Origin of the sequence: Streptomyces sp. NPDC058964, from assembly GCF_042741275.1 — a bacterium.
Lineage (GTDB): Bacteria > Actinomycetota > Actinomycetes > Streptomycetales > Streptomycetaceae > Streptomyces.
In genome coordinates, this window is sequence record NZ_JBHYKH010000182.1 from 1 (window position 1) to 16054 (window position 16054).

Annotated in this window: 16 protein-coding genes; 8 read left to right on the forward strand and 8 right to left on the reverse strand. The window is 71.3% G+C overall.

Annotation, left to right across the window (positions count from 1 at the left end; all coding sequences use genetic code 11):
• Window position 1: 1 nt before the first annotated feature.
• The gene (locus ACFW2E_RS22400) at window positions 2–1774 is read right to left on the reverse strand and encodes an acetyl/propionyl/methylcrotonyl-CoA carboxylase subunit alpha (RefSeq protein ID WP_384468837.1); all 1773 of its coding nucleotides are present in this window, start codon (window positions 1772–1774) and stop codon (window positions 2–4) included.
• Window positions 1775–2148: 374 nt separating this feature from the next.
• On the opposite strand from ACFW2E_RS22400, the gene ACFW2E_RS22405 reads away from it, so the two are divergent.
• Window positions 2149–2751 carry a hypothetical protein gene (locus ACFW2E_RS22405; protein WP_384468838.1) on the forward strand — a complete coding sequence of 201 codons (603 nt, stop codon included), beginning with the start codon at window positions 2149–2151 and terminating at the stop codon, window positions 2749–2751.
• Here the strand turns inward: ACFW2E_RS22405 and ACFW2E_RS22410 are convergent.
• The 4 genes from ACFW2E_RS22410 to ACFW2E_RS22425 all read right to left on the reverse strand — a co-directional run bounded on the left by ACFW2E_RS22410 (window position 2723) and on the right by ACFW2E_RS22425 (window position 5454).
• The gene (locus ACFW2E_RS22410; protein WP_384468839.1) at window positions 2723–3340 is read right to left on the reverse strand and encodes a Maf family protein; all 618 of its coding nucleotides are present in this window, start codon (window positions 3338–3340) and stop codon (window positions 2723–2725) included. The genes ACFW2E_RS22405 and ACFW2E_RS22410 overlap by 29 nt on opposite strands.
• Before the next feature lie 32 nt (window positions 3341–3372).
• A complete protein-coding gene (gene mmpB / locus ACFW2E_RS22415) occupies window positions 3373–3501 on the reverse strand; it encodes a morphogenic membrane protein MmpB (protein ID WP_361217770.1) in 129 nt (42 codons plus the stop codon).
• Window positions 3502–3636: 135 nt separating this feature from the next.
• Complete coding sequence (locus ACFW2E_RS22420) at window positions 3637–3846, reverse strand: acyl-CoA carboxylase epsilon subunit (protein ID WP_384468840.1); 210 nt, start codon at window positions 3844–3846, stop codon at window positions 3637–3639.
• 24 nt (window positions 3847–3870) lie between these two features.
• Entirely contained in the window at window positions 3871–5454 is a 1584-nt protein-coding gene (locus tag ACFW2E_RS22425) for an acyl-CoA carboxylase subunit beta (RefSeq protein WP_384468841.1), read from the reverse strand.
• Window positions 5455–5564: 110 nt separating this feature from the next.
• Here ACFW2E_RS22425 and ACFW2E_RS22430 point away from each other — a divergent pair, with 110 nt between their 5' ends.
• Complete coding sequence (locus tag ACFW2E_RS22430; RefSeq protein ID WP_384468842.1) at window positions 5565–6431, forward strand: biotin--[acetyl-CoA-carboxylase] ligase; 867 nt, start codon at window positions 5565–5567, stop codon at window positions 6429–6431.
• A 388-nt stretch (window positions 6432–6819) separates the two neighbouring features.
• Window positions 6820–7980, forward strand: a complete 1161-nt coding sequence (locus ACFW2E_RS22435; RefSeq protein ID WP_384468843.1) for an adenylate/guanylate cyclase domain-containing protein — start codon at window positions 6820–6822, stop codon at window positions 7978–7980.
• On the opposite strand, the gene ACFW2E_RS22440 is transcribed toward ACFW2E_RS22435, so the two are convergent.
• Entirely contained in the window at window positions 7977–8663 is a 687-nt protein-coding gene (locus ACFW2E_RS22440; protein WP_384468844.1) for a hypothetical protein, read from the reverse strand. The two genes, ACFW2E_RS22435 and ACFW2E_RS22440, sit on opposite strands and share 4 nt — an antisense overlap.
• A gap of 201 nt (window positions 8664–8864) precedes the next feature.
• On the opposite strand from ACFW2E_RS22440, the gene ACFW2E_RS22445 reads away from it, so the two are divergent.
• The 3 genes from ACFW2E_RS22445 to hutH all read left to right on the forward strand — a co-directional run bounded on the left by ACFW2E_RS22445 (window position 8865) and on the right by hutH (window position 12558).
• On the forward strand, window positions 8865–9659 hold the full coding sequence (locus ACFW2E_RS22445) for an enoyl-CoA hydratase/isomerase family protein (protein ID WP_384468845.1): 795 nt from the start codon (window positions 8865–8867) through the stop codon (window positions 9657–9659).
• Between the two features lie 139 nt (window positions 9660–9798).
• On the forward strand, window positions 9799–10941 hold the full coding sequence (locus ACFW2E_RS22450) for a diguanylate cyclase domain-containing protein (protein WP_384468846.1): 1143 nt from the start codon (window positions 9799–9801) through the stop codon (window positions 10939–10941).
• 78 nt (window positions 10942–11019) lie between these two features.
• Window positions 11020–12558 (forward strand): histidine ammonia-lyase, encoded by a 1539-nt coding sequence (gene hutH, locus ACFW2E_RS22455; RefSeq protein WP_384468851.1) that lies wholly within the window; start codon window positions 11020–11022, stop codon window positions 12556–12558.
• Window positions 12559–12613: 55 nt separating this feature from the next.
• On the opposite strand, the gene ACFW2E_RS22460 is transcribed toward hutH, so the two are convergent.
• Together ACFW2E_RS22460 and ACFW2E_RS22465 are read right to left on the reverse strand one after the other, a co-directional pair.
• On the reverse strand, window positions 12614–13408 hold the full coding sequence (locus tag ACFW2E_RS22460) for a hypothetical protein (protein WP_384468847.1): 795 nt from the start codon (window positions 13406–13408) through the stop codon (window positions 12614–12616).
• Window positions 13409–13449: 41 nt separating this feature from the next.
• Window positions 13450–13767, reverse strand: coding sequence for an LAETG motif-containing sortase-dependent surface protein (locus tag ACFW2E_RS22465; RefSeq protein WP_384468848.1), 318 nt, complete (start codon window positions 13765–13767; stop codon window positions 13450–13452).
• Window positions 13768–13877: 110 nt separating this feature from the next.
• On the opposite strand from ACFW2E_RS22465, the gene ACFW2E_RS22470 reads away from it, so the two are divergent.
• Together ACFW2E_RS22470 and ACFW2E_RS22475 are read left to right on the forward strand one after the other, a co-directional pair.
• Entirely contained in the window at window positions 13878–14222 is a 345-nt protein-coding gene (locus ACFW2E_RS22470) for a hypothetical protein (RefSeq protein ID WP_384468849.1), read from the forward strand.
• 218 nt (window positions 14223–14440) lie between these two features.
• Window positions 14441–15691: an Ig-like domain-containing protein gene (locus ACFW2E_RS22475; RefSeq protein ID WP_384468850.1), complete on the forward strand. Its 1251-nt coding sequence runs from the start codon at window positions 14441–14443 to the stop codon at window positions 15689–15691.
• Window positions 15692–16054: the final 363 nt, after the last annotated feature.

The following is a 16054-nucleotide window of genomic DNA, read 5'->3' on the forward strand; positions in this document are numbered from 1 at the left end:
ATCAGTCCTTGATCTCGCAGATCGCAGCACCGGAGGTGATGGACGCGCCGACCTCGGCGCTCAGGCCCTTGATGGTGCCGGCCTTGTGCGCGTTCAGCGGCTGCTCCATCTTCATCGCCTCGAGGACGACGACCAGGTCGCCCTCCTTGACCTCCTGGCCCTCCTCGACGGCGATCTTGACGATCGTGCCCTGCATCGGGGACGCGAGGGTGTCGCCGGAGGCCACGGGGCCCGACTTCTTGGCCGCGCGGCGCTTCGGCTTGGCACCCGCCGCCAGACCCGTACGGGCCAGCGTCATGCCGAGCGACGCCGGCAGGGAGACCTCGAGGCGCTTGCCGCCGACCTCGACGACCACCGTCTCACGGCTCGTGTCCTCCTCCGTCTCGGCGTCGGCAGGGGCGGCGAAGGGCTTGATCTCGTTGACGAACTCGGTCTCGATCCAGCGGGTGTGGACCTTGAAGGGCTCCGAGGAGCCGTCCAGCTCGGGCGCGAACGCCGCGTCCCTCACCACCGCGCGGTGGAACGGAATGGCCGTGGCCATGCCCTCCACCTGGAACTCCTCCAGGGCACGGGCGGCCCGCTCCAGGGCCTCCTTGCGGGTGCGGCCGGTGACGATCAGCTTCGCCAGCAGCGAGTCCCAGGCCGGACCGATGACCGAGCCGGACTCCACGCCCGCGTCCAGGCGGACACCGGGGCCCGTCGGCGGGTCGAACCGGGTGACCGTGCCGGGCGCCGGGAGGAAGTTGCGGCCCGGGTCCTCGCCGTTGATACGGAACTCGAACGAGTGACCGCGCAGCACCGGGTCGCCGTAGCCGAGCGCCTCGCCGTCGGCGATGCGGAACATCTCGCGCACCAGGTCGATGCCGGCGACCTCCTCGGTCACCGGGTGCTCGACCTGCAGACGCGTGTTGACCTCCAGGAAGGAGATCGTCCCGTCGTTGCCGACGAGGAACTCCACCGTGCCGGCGCCGACGTAGCCGGCCTCCTTGAGGATGGCCTTCGAGGCGCTGTACAGCTGGGCGACCTGGGCCTCGGACAGGAACGGCGCCGGGGCCTCCTCGACCAGCTTCTGGTGGCGCCGCTGGAGCGAGCAGTCACGGGTGGAGACGACGACCACGTTGCCGTGGCTGTCGGCCAGGCACTGCGTCTCCACGTGACGCGGCTTGTCCAGGTAGCGCTCGACGAAGCATTCGCCACGGCCGAAGGCGGCGACCGCCTCGCGCACCGCGGACTCGTACAGCTCCGGCACCTCTTCCAGGGTCCGGGCCACCTTCAGACCACGGCCACCGCCACCGAACGCGGCCTTGATGGCGATCGGCAGCCCGTGCTCCTCCGCGAAGGCGACGACCTCCTCGGCGCCGCTCACCGGGTCGGGCGTACCCGCCACCAGCGGGGCGCCGGCGCGCTGCGCGATGTGACGGGCCGCCACCTTGTCACCCAGGTCGCGGATGGCCTGCGGGGGCGGACCGATCCAGATCAGGCCCGCGTCCAGCACCGCCTGCGCGAAGTCGGCGTTCTCCGACAGGAAGCCGTAGCCGGGGTGGATGGCGTCCGCGCCGGACTCCCGCGCGGCGTTCAGGACTTTCGCGATGTCCAGGTAACTGGTGGCCGGAGTGTCACCGCCCAGGGCGAACGCCTCATCCGCGGCGCGGACATGCAGAGCGTCCCGGTCCGGGTCGGCGTAGACGGCCACGCTCGCGATCCCGGCGTCCCGGCAGGCCCGGGCCACGCGGACAGCGATTTCGCCACGGTTGGCGATGAGCACCTTGCGCACGATTGAGGCTCCCTCCTTGAAACAAGCCGAGTTTAGGGACTGCCGACACGGCACTTCGACCCGTCCCCAATGGTGAGCTTGCCCACACGGAGCGTGATTCGAGGCTCGCTCGACCCGCGAAAGCCCTTGTCGCACCTCGGTACGCAGGGCTCCTCCGGAAAACCCTAGCCCGGCCGTGTGGTCAAGGTCTCTGTGAGAGCGTGCCGCGGCCCACTCGGTTTCTTTGTCGAGTCCCTACGAATGGCCCAATGATTCTTTGCTCGTGGCAGAACCCTTGTCCCCGGGTTTACCCGTTAGTAGCGTTCGCGATGTCTCGAACGTACTTCAGGTAACAGCAGCCCGGCTCGGGCAGCGGTCGAAAGTGGGTGGGACCGGTGGTGCGCAGACCGGTGGCGTGGCTCGTGGCGGTCGTCCTGTTGGCCGAGGGACTCGGCATCGCGGCACTGAACTGGTTCCTCGGGATGGTCGTCGACCGCCAGGACATGTCGCTGGCGGGCCTCGACCCGGACACGATGTCGATGTCCTCGAAGCTCGGAGGCATCGTCTTCGGGCTCTACTTCGCCCTGTGCGCGCTGGTCGCCGTGCTCGTGGCGATACGCGACCGCGCTCCGGCCGGCTTCGGGCGTGTCCTGCTCATCAGCGCGGCCGTGGTGCACGCGCTGCTGGGCGCACTCGTCTGGGGGATGGTGGGCTGGACCGCGTTCCTGTTCATGGTGGTCGTCCTGGGGCTGATCGTGCTGCTCCTGATGACGTACGACGGCCAGGACGGCGCGGCGGAGACCGCTGCGGGCGGCGGCCCCGAGGCCGGTGACGCCCCGGAGGCCGAGAGCGCCCCGGAGCGGGCCGAGGCGGCCGCCGGGGCCCCGTCGGGCGACGCGGCGGGGGAGCCGAAGGGCAAGGGCGACACGGAGGAGCCCCAGGACGACGTTCCCGCCCTGGCCGCCCCGGTCACTCGGCTGACGCCCACAACTCCGTGATGCCGACGCCCAGTTCGGCCAGCAGGCGCCGGACGAGGGGCAGGCTGATGCCGATCACGTTGCCGTGGTCGCCGTCGATGCCCTCGATGAACGGTGCCGAACGGCCGTCCAGGGTGAACGCCCCGGCGACGTAGAGCGGCTCTCCGGAGGCGACGTAGGCGGCGATCTCCTCGTCCGTCGGCTCGCCGAACCGCACGACCGTGGACGCGGTCCCGGACACGTACCGCTTGTTCGTCGTGTCCCAGACACAGTGCCCCGTCTGGAGGATCCCCGCGCGCCCGCGCATCGACTTCCAGCGGGCGGTGGCGTCCTCGGCGTCCGAGGGCTTGCCCAGCGCCTGGCCGTCCAGCTCCAGCACCGAGTCGCAGCCGATCACCAGGGCGCCCTGCACCTCCGGCCGGGCCGCCACCACGGAGGCCTTCGCCTCGGCCAGGGCGAGCGCCAGCTCGGCGGGTGTGGGCGCGCTGATCGCGTCCTCGTCGACGCCGCTGACGATCACCTCGGGGTCGAGGCCGGCCTGTCTGAGGAGTCCGAGCCGGGCGGGGGACTGGGAGGCGAGCACGAGTCGCCTGCGCGGCAAAGCAGTCATGCGGTCAGGTTAGCCACGTGGCGCCGCCGCGCTCACCTCAGACCGATCACGATCATCGCCAGCACCATGGCCAGGGCCATCAGGAGGCCGAGCCGCCGCAGCATCTCCTGCATGTCACGCAGTTCTTTCGGCGGCTCGTTCTCCGGGTCTGACCACAGCATGTCACCAGCGTGGGGCTGGAGCGGGGGAGGGGGCCTGAGTACAAGTACTCAAATCGGCCCCCTCGCTGCAGTGGCGTGCGCCCCGGGCGGCGGAGCCGCACATCGACGCGGCCCCGCGCCCCTGGGGGACAGGACCTAGCCCGGCCAGTAGGTGCGGCTCCAGGACGCCGGGCCCGGCTGCGGCACGCGATGGGCCGCGATACGGGCCGGATCCGACCAGGAGTCCCTCGGGCCGGGCGCGCCGGGCGGCGTTGCCGCTGCCGCCGCGGCGCGGGCGCGGACCACCGCCAGGGCGGCGGCGAGCTCCTCCGGGGTGGGGTTGCCTCGTACGACCTTGATGTTCATGACCGCTCCAAAGGTCAGCGGGGCCTAGAGGGGGATGTTTCCGTGCTTCTTCGGAGGCAGGGATTCCCGCTTGGTGCGCAGCTGACGCAGACCCCGGACGATGTGCCGGCGGGTGTCGGACGGCATGATCACCGAGTCGATGTAGCCGCGTTCGGCCGCGATGTAGGGGTTGAGGAGGGTGTCCTCGTACTCCTGGATCAGCCGCGCGCGGGTCGCCTCGACGTCCTCCGCCTCGGCGATGGTCCTGCGGTGCAGGATGTTGACGGCACCCTGCGCGCCCATGACCGCGATCTGGGCGGTGGGCCAGGCCAGGTTGAGGTCGGCGCCCAGGTGCTTGGAACCCATGACGTCGTACGCGCCGCCGAAGGCCTTGCGGGTGATCACGGTGATCAGCGGGACCGTGGCCTCCGCGTAGGCGTAGATCAGCTTGGCGCCGCGCCGGATGATGCCGTCGTGCTCCTGGCCGACACCGGGCAGGAAGCCCGGCACGTCGACGAAGGTGATCACCGGTACGTTGAAGGCGTCGCAGGTCCGCACGAAGCGGGCGGCCTTCTCGCTCGCCTTGATGTCCAGGCAGCCGGCGAACTGCATCGGCTGGTTGGCGACGATCCCGACGGGGTGGCCCTCCACCCGTCCGAAGCCGGTGACGATGTTCGGCGCGAACAGCGGCTGCGTCTCGAAGAACTCGGCGTCGTCCAGGACGTGCTCGAGCACCGTGTGGATGTCGTACGGCTGGTTCGCGCTGTCCGGCACCAGCGTGTCGAGTTCGCGGTCCTCGTCGGTGACGGTGAGGTCGGCCTCCTCCGGGAAGGCCGGGGGCTCGGTGAGGTTGTTGGACGGCAGGTACGACAGCAGCTGCTTGATGTACTCGATGGCGTCCTTCTCGTCACCGGCCATGTGGTGCGCCACGCCGGAGACGGAGTTGTGGGTCCGCGCGCCGCCCAGCTCCTCGAAGCCGACGTCCTCGCCGGTGACCGTCTTGATGACGTCGGGGCCGGTGATGAACATGTGCGAGGTCTGGTCGACCATGACCGTGAAGTCGGTGATGGCCGGGGAGTAGACCGCGCCGCCCGCGCAGGGGCCCACGACGAGGCTGATCTGCGGGATGACGCCGGAGGCGTGGGTGTTGCGGCGGAAGATCTCGCCGTAGGCGCCGAGCGAGGCCACGCCCTCCTGGATCCGGGCGCCGCCGGAGTCGTTGATGCCGATGACCGGGCAACCGGTCTTCAGGGCGAAGTCCATGACCTTGACGATCTTCTGGCCGTACACCTCGCCGAGCGCGCCGCCGAAGACGGTGAAGTCCTGTGAGAACACGGCCACGGGGCGCCCGTCGACCGTTCCGTAGCCGGTGACTACACCGTCTCCGTACGGGCGGTTCTTCTCCAGACCGAAGTTGGTGGAGCGGTGCCGGGCGAACTCGTCCAGCTCGACGAATGACCCTTCGTCAAGCAGCAGGTCGATGCGCTCACGGGCCGTCAACTTGCCCTTGGCGTGCTGCTTCTCGACGGCGCGTTCCGAGCCGGCGTGCGTCGCTTCCTGGATACGGCGCTGCAGATCCGCGAGTTTGCCCGCGGTCGTGTGAATGTCGATCTCTTCCGGCTCGGACATCGGGATGCGGCTCCCTGCCTGCTCAAAAGGGGGGACGGTTACTCATCCGTAGCGTAGTGGCGCGCCTATCAATCGGCAGTGCGGCGTTTACCACACCTAGGGTGGCTTGCATGACGCCGCGAGATGCTTCAGACGCGAACGACAACCGGTGGTCCGACCTGGACCGTCCACCCCTCAACACGGCCGCGCTGCGACGGGCGCTGGTGCGGGAGGGCGCTCTCTGGTCCGAGGTCGACGTGGTGCAGCGCACCGGCTCCACGAACAGCGACCTGGTGGCCCGGGCCGCGGCGGGGAAGGCCGCCGAGGGCGCGGTGCTCGTCGCCGAGGAACAGACCGCAGGGCGCGGCCGCATGGACCGTCATTGGACGGCGCCGCCCCGCTCCGGTCTTTTCTTCTCGGTGCTGCTCAATCCCGCCGAGGTGCCGGTGGCCCGCTGGGGCTGGCTGCCGTTGCTCACGGGCGTGGCGGTGGCGACGGGCCTGGCGAGGGCGGCCGGGGTGGACACGTCACTCAAGTGGCCCAACGACCTGCTGGTGACCGTGGGTGACGAGGAGCGCAAGACCGGCGGGATCCTGGCGGAGCGGGCCGGCGAGGACGGCGTGGTCGTGGGCGTCGGCATCAACGTCACGCTCCGCGCGGACGAGCTCCCGGTGCCGCAGGCCGGTTCGCTGGCGCTGGCCGGCGCGACGACCACGGACCGCGACCCGCTGCTGCGGGCCGTCCTGCGCTCCCTGGAGGACTGGTACGGCCGCTGGCGCTCGACCGGCGGCGACCCCGCGGCCAGCGGCCTCCAGGAGACCTACGCGGCGGGCTGCGCCACGCTGGGCCGCATCGTACGGGCGGAACTGCCCGGCGACCGCTCGATCACCGGCGAGGCCGTGGCGATCGACGGCGACGGAAGACTGGTCCTGGCCACGGAGAACGGAGTACAGGAGCCGGTGGGCGCGGGCGACATCGTCCACCTGCGGCCGGCCTAGGTGCGCTGTTCGGACAGGTTGGTGACACGGCCGGCTGTCGTGGCTCCTGGCGGCACCATCGGCTGAGCGACGTGACCGGGTCGGCTTCTTCGGGCGACTGTGGTGACCCGGGCCGACGCCGTCGCCCCATTGTCATGGCCCGGCGGCGGTGTCGTTTCAGTTGCCGGTGTTCGGTTTCAGTTGTCAGGTGTTTGAGGGCGTGGTGGTTCGGGTTGATGCGGGGAACTGGGGCGCCAGCCCCCAGGGAGCGCCCGCACCGGCACGGGCAACTGGACCGGCACCGAACACCTTCACCGTCGGCCCACCTGACGGAGTGAGCTGGCGCACACCTGCCGTAGAGTTGAGGCCGGTCGATACGTGACCGCGGCAGATCGGAAGGGCAACAGGCGTGACCGTCGACGACACGGGCTCCGGCGCGGGCGCGGACGGCCCGGTGGACCCTCCCCCACTCCCGGCTCCGCACGAGCGGGAGGACTCCCACGACGCCGACTCCGGCGAGGATCCGCTCGCCCTGCGTCTCGAGACGCTCATCCTGGGCGCCGAGCGCCGCTACACCCCGTTCCAGGCGGCGCGCAGCGCCGGAGTCTCCATGGAACTTGCCTCCCGCTTCTGGCGGGCCATGGGCTTCGCCGACATCGGGCAGGCCAAGGCCCTCACCGAGGCCGACGTCCTCGCCCTGCGCCGGCTCGCCGGTCTCGTCGAGGCGGGGCTGCTCAGCGAGGCGATGGCGGTGCAGGTGGCCCGGTCCACCGGGCAGACCACCGCCCGTCTGGCCGAATGGCAGATCGACTCCTTCCTGGAGGGCCTGACCGAACCGCCCGAGCCGGGCATGACGCGCACCGAGGTGACGTACCCGATCGTCGAGCTGCTCCTGCCCGAGCTGGAGGAGTTCCTGGTCTACGTCTGGCGCCGTCAGCTCGCCGCCTCGGCCGGCCGGGTCGTGCAGGGGGCCGACGACGAGGAGATGGTCGACCGGCGGCTGGCGGTCGGCTTCGCCGACCTCGTCGGGTTCACCAGGCTGACCCGCCGGATGGAGGAGGAGGAGCTCGGCGAGCTCGTCGAGGCCTTCGAGACCACCGCCGCCGACCTGGTGGCCGCGCGCGGCGGCCGGCTCATCAAGACCCTGGGCGACGAGGTGCTGTACGCAGCAGACGACGCGGGCATCGCCGCCGACATCGCCCTGCGCCTGGTCGAGACGATGGCGAACGACGAGACGATGCCGGAACTGCGCGTCGGCATGGCCTTCGGCACGGTGACCACCCGGATGGGCGATGTGTTCGGAACGACGGTGAACCTAGCCTCCCGGCTGACGTCGATAGCGCCGCGCGACGCCGTCCTCGTCGACAGCGCCTTCGCCGAGGAACTGATCCGCAGCGGGGAGGCGCCCGCCTCGGAGGCGGAGGCGGCCGAGGCCGCCGCGGCGGCGGAGAAGGAGGGCGAGGAGCCGCCGACGTACCGCTTCGCGTTGCAGCCGATGTGGCAGCGCCCGGTCCGTGGACTCGGTGTCGTCGAGCCGTGGCTGCTCACCCGCCGGGACGGCGAACCCTAGCCCTGGGGCAGCAGGCCCTGTCCACCCTGGCCCTGGCCCTGGCCACGTGAGGCTCCCAGCGGGTCCACGCACAGTCCGATCACCGGTATGCACAGGCCCCCCGGCGTGCTCGGCTCCGGCGCGGGCGCGCTCGTGGAGCGGCTCGGCTCCGGTGCCGGCGTGTGCGTCGGGCCGGGTGGCGGCGCGGAGGGTGTCCTGGCCGGCGTCGGGCCCGCGTCGGTGCCGGGCCCCGCAGGGCCGTGCGTGGTCCGTGGGACGGCGGTCGGGATCGTCGTGGGGATGTCCGTCGGCCGGGACGGGACGGCGGACGAGGCCGGCGTGCCGCTCACCCCGCCCATGACGGAGGTGGCCGAGGGCGGTGCCGTCGGCACGCCCACGGCGGTCGCGGCCGTGTTCGCCGCGGACCGCTCGCCGCCACCCGGGTCCGGCCGGGGCTCGGCCTCGGCGGTGCCCGGCGCGCCGACCCCGGACTCGGGTGCCATGCGTACGAGAGTGAGGACACCGGCGGCCAGGGCGAGTCCCCCGGTGGCGAACAGGGCCTTGCGCGGGCGGGGCCTGCGGTGGCGGCCGCGCCCGGAGAGGGGCACGGCGACGGCCGTATCCGCTGCTCCGAACGTTTCCGCAGACGCGCCCGCCGCCTCGGCGGGTGTCGTCCCGGTACGGGCTGTGTCGGTGTCCGTCATTGTCATCCCTCCCCGCTGCGCGCCCCCGATGCGCCGTGGCGGAGCGCACGCTATGCGCTCACAAGGGCGGTGTGGCGGGAGTCGGGTGGAATGTCACCCGAACGGGGACAGCCGGGCCGGCTCTTTTCCCGGCCGGGCGCGGCTGCGATGATCGGGGCGGCAGAAGGTTAACCCGCGTTAACACGTCGACCGGAGGGTGTCATGAGCGAGGAGCGGTTCGGGGAGTTCGTGCTGGTGCGACGGCACGGGCACGTCGCGGAGCTCGTGCTGGACCGGCCCAAGGCGATGAACGCCGTCTCCACGGAGATGGCCCGGTCCATCGGCGGGGCGTGCGCCGCGCTCGCCGCCGACCGGGACGCGCGAGTGGTCGTCCTGACCTCCACGCACGAGCGGGCGTTCTGTGTCGGGGCCGACCTGAAGGAGCGGAACTCCTTCACCGACGCGGATCTGGTACGGCAGCGGCCGGTGACGCGGGGCGCGTACACCGGAGTGCTGGAACTGCCGATGCCGACCGTCGCCGCGGTGCACGGCTTCGCGCTGGGCGGCGGCTTCGAGCTCGCGCTCTCCTGTGATCTCATCGTGGCCGACCGCACGGCCGTGGTGGGGCTGCCCGAGGTGTCGGTCGGGGTGATTCCGGGCGGCGGCGGAACCCAGCTGCTGCCCCGGCGGGTCGGGGCGGCCCGAGCGGCCGAACTGATCTTCACGGCGCGGCGGCTGGAGGCGGCCGAGGCGCTGGGGCTCGGGCTGGTGGACCAGCTGGTGGACGAGGGGCGCGACCGGGACGAGGCGCTGGCGCTGGCCCAGCGGATCGCCGGGAACTCCCCGGTCGGTCTGCGTGCGGCGAAGCGGGCGATGCGGCTCGGGCACGGGCTGGACCTGAGGGCTGGGCTGGATGTCGAGGACGCGGCCTGGCGGTCGGTGGCGTTCTCGGGCGACCGGGCGGAGGGCGTGCGCGCGTTCAACGAGAAGCGGAAGCCGGAGTGGCCCGGAGAGTGACCCGGCGGAATCCCGCCCGTCCGGCGCTGGGGCGGCAGTCCGGGCCTGCGGTCGCCGAGGCCGGCCCGCCACGGCCGCCGCCCCACCTGTTCGCCGCACCAAATTCCCGATTCATTCCAAACGTCCCTAACCTGGAGTGATGGGTGAGGACAAGCGGTTCGGGGCCGTCGTGGCGCTGGCGCAGGGGATGGCGGCGGCGCGCACCCAACGGGAGTCCTGGCGGGCCGCGGCGCTCGGCGCGTGCCGCGCGCTGGACGGGAGCTTCGCCGCGCTGTCGGTGTGGGAGCGGGACCTCGGGCGGCTACGGGTCCTCGTGAACGTGGGGGAGTGCACCCCGGACGAGGAGGAGTTCCCGGAGGCCGAGGCCTACCCCGTGCACCAGTTCCCCGAGATCACCGAGTTCCTGCACGAGCGCTGGGCCGGGGGCGGCGGGCCCAACGCATGGGTGGAGACCGCCGACGGACTCGCCGCCGGCCGCCCCGGCTACCTCCACCAGCGCGTCGCCGCCCTGCGCCGTCGCGGCCGCGGCTCCTGCGTGGTCGCCCCGGTCGTCCTGCACGGCCGCGCGTGGGGCGAGCTCTACGTCGCCCGCCCGGCCGGTGCCCCCGACCTCGGCCGGGCCGACGCCGACTTCGCCACCGTGCTGGCCGCCGTCGTCGCCGCCGGGCTCGCGCAGACCGAGCGGCTGGAGGAGGCCCGGCGCCTGGCGTACACGGACTCGCTCACCGGCCTGGCCAACCGGCGCGCGGTGGACGAGCGTCTCGACGAGGCCATCGACCTGCACCGCAGGGAGGGTGTCGTGGTGAGCCTGGTCGTCTGCGACCTGAACGGGCTCAAGCGCGTCAACGACACCCGTGGGCACGCCGTCGGCGACCGGCTCCTGGAGCGCTTCGGCTCCGTGCTGTCGCTGTGCGGCGCGATGCTGCCGGGGGCCCTCGCGGCGCGCCTCGGCGGCGACGAGTTCTGCCTTCTCGTGGTCGGTCCCCCCGCCGACGACGTGGTCAAGGCCGCGGACGAACTGTGCCGCCGTGCCGCGGAGTTGGAGCTGGGCGAGGGGGTCGCGTGCGGGATCGCCTCCACGGCGGAGGCCATCGGGCCGGTCCGCTGCGCGCGCCGGCTCTTCCGCCTCGCCGACGCCGCGCAGTACCGCGCCAAGGCGGTCCGTGCCGACCGGCCGGTCGTGGCCGGCCGGGAGGGTCCCGGCGACCCGGTGATGCGCCTGGCCGACGCGCCGGCTCCCGAGCGGCCCGAACGGCGCAGCTTCCGGGGGCGTCCGCTGTGACGTGAGACAGGTAAGGGTCAGTCCCGCTCCCCACTAGTGACATCGCTGCATTCAATGCGTACGCTCCTGAATATGGATATGCACACTGTGGTGGTGGGGACGTCCGGTGTCACGGCGTCCGACGTTCTCGCCGTGGCGCGCGGCGGCGCCCGGGTCGAGCTCTCCCCGGAGGCGGTGGCGGCCCTCGCGGCGGCCCGGGAGATCGTGGACGCGCTGGCGGCCAAGCCGGAACCGGTCTACGGCGTCAGCACCGGCTTCGGTGCCCTGGCGACCCGGCACATCAGCCAGGAGCTGCGCGCCCAGCTGCAGCGCAACATCGTCCGCTCGCACGCCGCCGGCATGGGGCCGCGCGTCGAGCGGGAAGTCGTACGGGCCCTGCAGTTCCTGCGCCTCAAGACCGTCTGCTCCGGGCACACGGGCGTGCGGCCCGAGGTCGCCCAGACCATGGCCGACGTGCTGAACGCGGGAATCACCCCGGTCGTGCACGAGTACGGCTCGCTCGGCTGCTCCGGCGACCTGGCCCCGCTCTCGCACTGCGCGCTCACGCTCATGGGCGAGGGCGACGCCGAAGGACCCGACGGGACCGTCCGCCCGGCCGGGGAACTGCTCGCCGAGCACGGCATCACCCCGGTGGAACTGCGCGAGAAGGAGGGCCTCGCCCTCCTCAACGGCACCGACGGCATGCTCGGCATGCTGTTCATGGCCCTCGACGACCTCGACACCCTCTACAAGTCCGCCGACATCACCGCCGCCCTCAGCCTGGAGGCGCTGCTCGGCACGGACAAGGTGCTCGCTCCCGAGCTGCACGCCATCCGCCCGCACCCGGGCCAGGGCGCCTCCGCCGCCAACATGCTGGCCGTGCTCAAGGGTTCCCAGCTCACCGGCCACCACCAGGACGACGCGCCCCGTGTCCAGGACGCCTACTCCGTGCGCTGCGCCCCGCAGGTCGCCGGCGCCGGCCGCGACACCCTCGCGCACGCCCGTCTGGTCGCCGAGCGCGAACTGGCCTCCGCCGTCGACAACCCGGTCGTCCTGCCCGACGGCCGCGTCGAGTCCAACGGCAACTTCCATGGCGCTCCGGTGGCCTACGTCCTCGACTTCCTCGCCATCGCCGCCGCCGACCTCGGCTCCATCGCCGAGCGCCGCACCGACCGGCTGCTCGACAAGAACCGCAGCCACGGCCTGCCGCCGTTCCTCGCGGACGACGCGGGTGTGGACTCCGGGCTCATGATCGCCCAGTACACCCAGGCCGCCCTGGTCAGCGAGATGAAGCGGCTCGCCGTACCCGCCTCCGCGGACTCGATCCCGTCCTCCGCCATGCAGGAGGACCATGTGTCCATGGGCTGGTCGGCCGCGCGCAAACTGCGCACCGCGGTCGACAACCTGACCCGGATCATCGCCGTCGAGCTGTACGCGGCCACCCGCGCCATCGAGCTGCGCGAGGGCCTCACCCCGGCTCCGGCGTCGCAGGCGGTCATCGAGGCCGTACGGGCGGCCGGTGTCGAGGGCCCCGGCCCGGACCGGTTCCTGGCGCCCGACCTCGCGGCAGCCGACGCCTTCGTGCGGGGCGGCGGGCTCGTCGCCGCCGCGGAGAAGGTCACCGGACCGCTCCGGTAGGCGCGGAACGAAGAGGGGCCCTGTCCTCGGACGGGCCCCTCTTGCGTCTCCTGCGTCACTTGAGCTTGGCCGCCTGGGCCTTGATGACCGGGGCCGACACCGTGTAGGCCTTCTTGTTCATCATCGCGCCGATGTTGATGGTGGAGTACGTGGCGAGGGTGTTCCCGTGCCGCACGACCTCCGCGTGCAGCGGCAGGGGGCCCTCGTCCCCGGTGTCGTTGGTCGCGGTGAAGGCCACCGACTCGTCACCCGTGCCGGAGGACTTCTCCTCGGCGACCTTGGTGAACTTCCCCTTCTCGCCGTCCTGCACGCCGGAGAAGCCGCCCGAGCAGGCCTTCACCGCGTCGGAGACCGCCCGCAGGCCCTTCTCGGCGCCGTCACCGTCGTACGAGGCCAGGGTGACCACGGTGACGTCCAGGTCCATGGACTTCTTGAGCGCGTCCTCGAACTTGCCGTCGGCCAGGTCGTCCAGGGACGTGGCGTCGTCCGTGGGGTCCTTCTTGTTCTCGGTGGCCATGCGGCTGGTGTGCACCGCCGGTTCGCCGGGCGCGACACCGGTCAGGGCATCGAGCAACGGGTCGCACTTGGCGTCGTCCGCCTTGACCTTGTCGTCGGCGGGGATGCCCCCCTCGACGGGCCCGACCTTGTAGCCGGGCACCTCGCCCTCGGCGATGATCAGCTTCTTCAACTCCGCGGCGCTCAGCGCCTTCGCGGCCGGTTCCGACCCCTTGGAACCTCCGGAGCCTGCGGAGTTCTTGGAACCCCCGTCGGAACAGCCCGTGACAAGGGCGAGCGACAGCACGCTCACTGCGGCGGTGGCGCACAGCCGCACGCCCGATGATCTCTTCATGAGCGGACTATGAAACGTAGCTCAAAGAAACGTCAAGTTTTTTAAAAACCCATGCGTTCGCGGCGTACCGAATACACCACAAAGCCCGCACCCACGGCGAGGAAGAGCGTGCCGCCGACCACATACGGCGTGGTGTCGGGGCTTCCCGTGTCGGCCAGCCGTGTGCCGTCCGCCGCGTCCGCCGCGGTCTCCGCGGTCGCCTCGGAAACCGCCCGGGCCTGCTGTGTCACCTGCGTCGCCGAAGTCTCCGCTCTCGCCGGGGCTTCCTGTGACGCGTTGGCGGACGGGACGAACCACAGGGCACCCAGGAGGGTCCCCGCGGCGGTGGCGGTCAGCAGCGGGCGGCGAGCGGATGACACGGAATATCGATCCCCCTTGTGACGCTGGCGAATTGGCCGTGTGGGGCGATGTTAGTGAAAGTCGCGGGTCACGGGAAAGTCACGGGAGGTTTCAGCCGTACGCTCCGGGCATGAGCACTCCAGAGACATCACGTTTTGTGCGCCTTCGGGTGGAGCTGGTCCTCGAGGTCGAGGACGCGAACGCCGTGACGAAGCGGGCGCTGCAGCGCCTCGCCGGGGACACCGAGATGCCGGAAGAGGAGCGGACGCACGCCGAAGTGGCTGTGACGGAGGACACCGCGGAGGCCCTCGCCTATCTCGTGGACCCGTTCGACCTGGTCAGCGAGGTGCCGGGGGTGGAGCTCCAGCAGGCATCCTGGTCCAGCGAGCGGATCGAGTACGACCCGGATTCGCCCGAGTGGGACCTCGACGAGGATGATGGCGCGGACGACGAGGAAGAGGACGGCATCGGCTGAGTTCCCCGGGGATTCCGTGACCCCGGCCGGCAACCGCCGTCCGGGGTTTCGTCGTCTCGGAGGGCGCACGGCCGACTTCCGCACCACCCGCCCCGGCGAACGTGGTGTGCCCCACACATTCGGGGAATGCGGAACGGGACGCACGGGCCGTAGCGTTGAAGATTCTCAACGGGGACTCTCGGTGTTTCGTGGACTCGGCAACGATGGAGAAGCGTGTGATGACGGACAGTAAGCGGCGCAAGGGCCTCATGGCCGCGTCCGCACTGCTCGGCGGTGTGCTGGTGCTCACGGCGTGTTCCGGCGGCGACGACAAGGCCTCCGGCAGTGGCAGCGGTGACACCTCGCAGGCCAAGGCGGACGAGGCGGCCGCCAAGAAGTCCTCCGAGGCCCAGATCACGATCACGCCCAAGGACGGCTCGAACAACGCCTCCATCAACAACTCCGCCGCCGTCACGGTCAGCAAGGGCACACTCACGAGCGTGGCCATGACCACCGCCGACGGCAAGGCCGTCACCGGCACGCTGTCCGCCGACAAGAAGACCTGGAAGCCGACCACCCAGCTGGAGCGGTCCACCAACTACAAGGTCGCCGCCGAGGCCAAGGACTCCGAGGGCCGCGTCGCCCACGAGAACGCCTCGTTCACCACGGTCTCCCCGGCCAACAGCTTCATAGGCAACTTCACGCCGGAGGACGGCTCCACCGTCGGCGTCGGCATGCCCGTGTCGATCAACTTCGACAAGGCGATCACCAACAAGGCCGCCGTCCAGAAGGGCATCACGGTCACCTCCAGCAGCGGTCAGGAGGTCGTGGGCCACTGGTTCAACGCCAACCGCATCGACTTCCGTCCGGAGACGTACTGGAAGGAGAACTCCACCGTCACGCTGAAGCTCGCGCTCGACGGCGTCCAGGGTGCCTCCGGTGTCTACGGCGTGCAGCAGAAGACGGTCACCTTCCACATCGGCCGCAACCAGATCTCCTACGTCGACGCGCAGACCAAGCAGCTGAAGGTCACGCGGGACGGCAAGGTCGTCAAGACCATCCCGATCTCCGCCGGTTCGCCCGAGAACAAGACGTACGAGGGCATCATGGTGATGTCCGAGAAGTTCAAGGAGACGCGCATGAACGGCGCGACCGTGGGCTTCACCGACGACGACGGCAAGGGCGAGTACGACATCAAGGACGTGCCCCACGCCATCCGCCTGACCAACTCCGGCACCTTCCTGCACGGCAACTACTGGGGCGCGAAGTCCATCTTCGGCAGCGTCAACACCAGCCACGGCTGTGTGGGCCTGTCCGACACCAAGGGCGCGAACGACCCGAACACGCCCGCCGCGTGGATGTACAACAACTCCATCCTCGGTGACGTGGTCGTCGTCAAGAACACCGGTGACAAGACCGTGGCCCCGGACAACGGCTTCAACGGCTGGAACATGGACTGGGCCCAGTGGAAGGCGGGTTCGGCGGTCTGACGCCGAACACACCTCGGCCCGCCGCGACTTGACCGGGCGCCCGTCGCTCCCTCACCCGGGGGCGGCGGGCGTCCGCCGTTCTCCCGGCTGCTCATCGTCCTCGGTCTTGCTCGACGGTGCCGCACCACGTACCCGGCCGACGAGTCGTCGCAGCGCTGAGCCGGGGCACGCTCACGGCGTGACGGTACGGTGGCGGCGTTCCAGGTCCGCCACGAGCCGTGCCGTGACCGGGACGGACACGCCGTGTCGTGCCGCGCCGCGCCAGCCAGCCCCCCCGCAGCCCGCCAACCCCACGGGCGGCCCCCGCGCCCCCGACCGCGGGCAGGCCACCCATCGGGGCGGGGGGCACGACAGTGCGCGATA

Coding starts and splice junctions, on each gene's coding strand:
- ACFW2E_RS22470 (WP_384468849.1), top strand. CDS start 13,878: ATGAGCACTCCAGAGACATCACGTTTTGTGCGCCTTCGGGTGGAGCTG.
- ACFW2E_RS22420 (WP_384468840.1), bottom strand. CDS start 3,846: ATGAACATCAAGGTCGTACGAGGCAACCCCACCCCGGAGGAGCTCGCC.
- ACFW2E_RS22410 (WP_384468839.1), bottom strand. CDS start 3,340: ATGACTGCTTTGCCGCGCAGGCGACTCGTGCTCGCCTCCCAGTCCCCC.
- hutH (WP_384468851.1), top strand. CDS start 11,020: ATGCACACTGTGGTGGTGGGGACGTCCGGTGTCACGGCGTCCGACGTT.
- mmpB (WP_361217770.1), bottom strand. CDS start 3,501: ATGCTGTGGTCAGACCCGGAGAACGAGCCGCCGAAAGAACTGCGTGAC.
- ACFW2E_RS22445 (WP_384468845.1), top strand. CDS start 8,865: ATGAGCGAGGAGCGGTTCGGGGAGTTCGTGCTGGTGCGACGGCACGGG.
- ACFW2E_RS22425 (WP_384468841.1), bottom strand. CDS start 5,454: ATGTCCGAGCCGGAAGAGATCGACATTCACACGACCGCGGGCAAACTC.
- ACFW2E_RS22460 (WP_384468847.1), bottom strand. CDS start 13,408: ATGAAGAGATCATCGGGCGTGCGGCTGTGCGCCACCGCCGCAGTGAGC.
- ACFW2E_RS22475 (WP_384468850.1), top strand. CDS start 14,441: ATGACGGACAGTAAGCGGCGCAAGGGCCTCATGGCCGCGTCCGCACTG.
- ACFW2E_RS22430 (WP_384468842.1), top strand. CDS start 5,565: ATGACGCCGCGAGATGCTTCAGACGCGAACGACAACCGGTGGTCCGAC.
- ACFW2E_RS22450 (WP_384468846.1), top strand. CDS start 9,799: ATGGGTGAGGACAAGCGGTTCGGGGCCGTCGTGGCGCTGGCGCAGGGG.
- ACFW2E_RS22440 (WP_384468844.1), bottom strand. CDS start 8,663: ATGACGGACACCGACACAGCCCGTACCGGGACGACACCCGCCGAGGCG.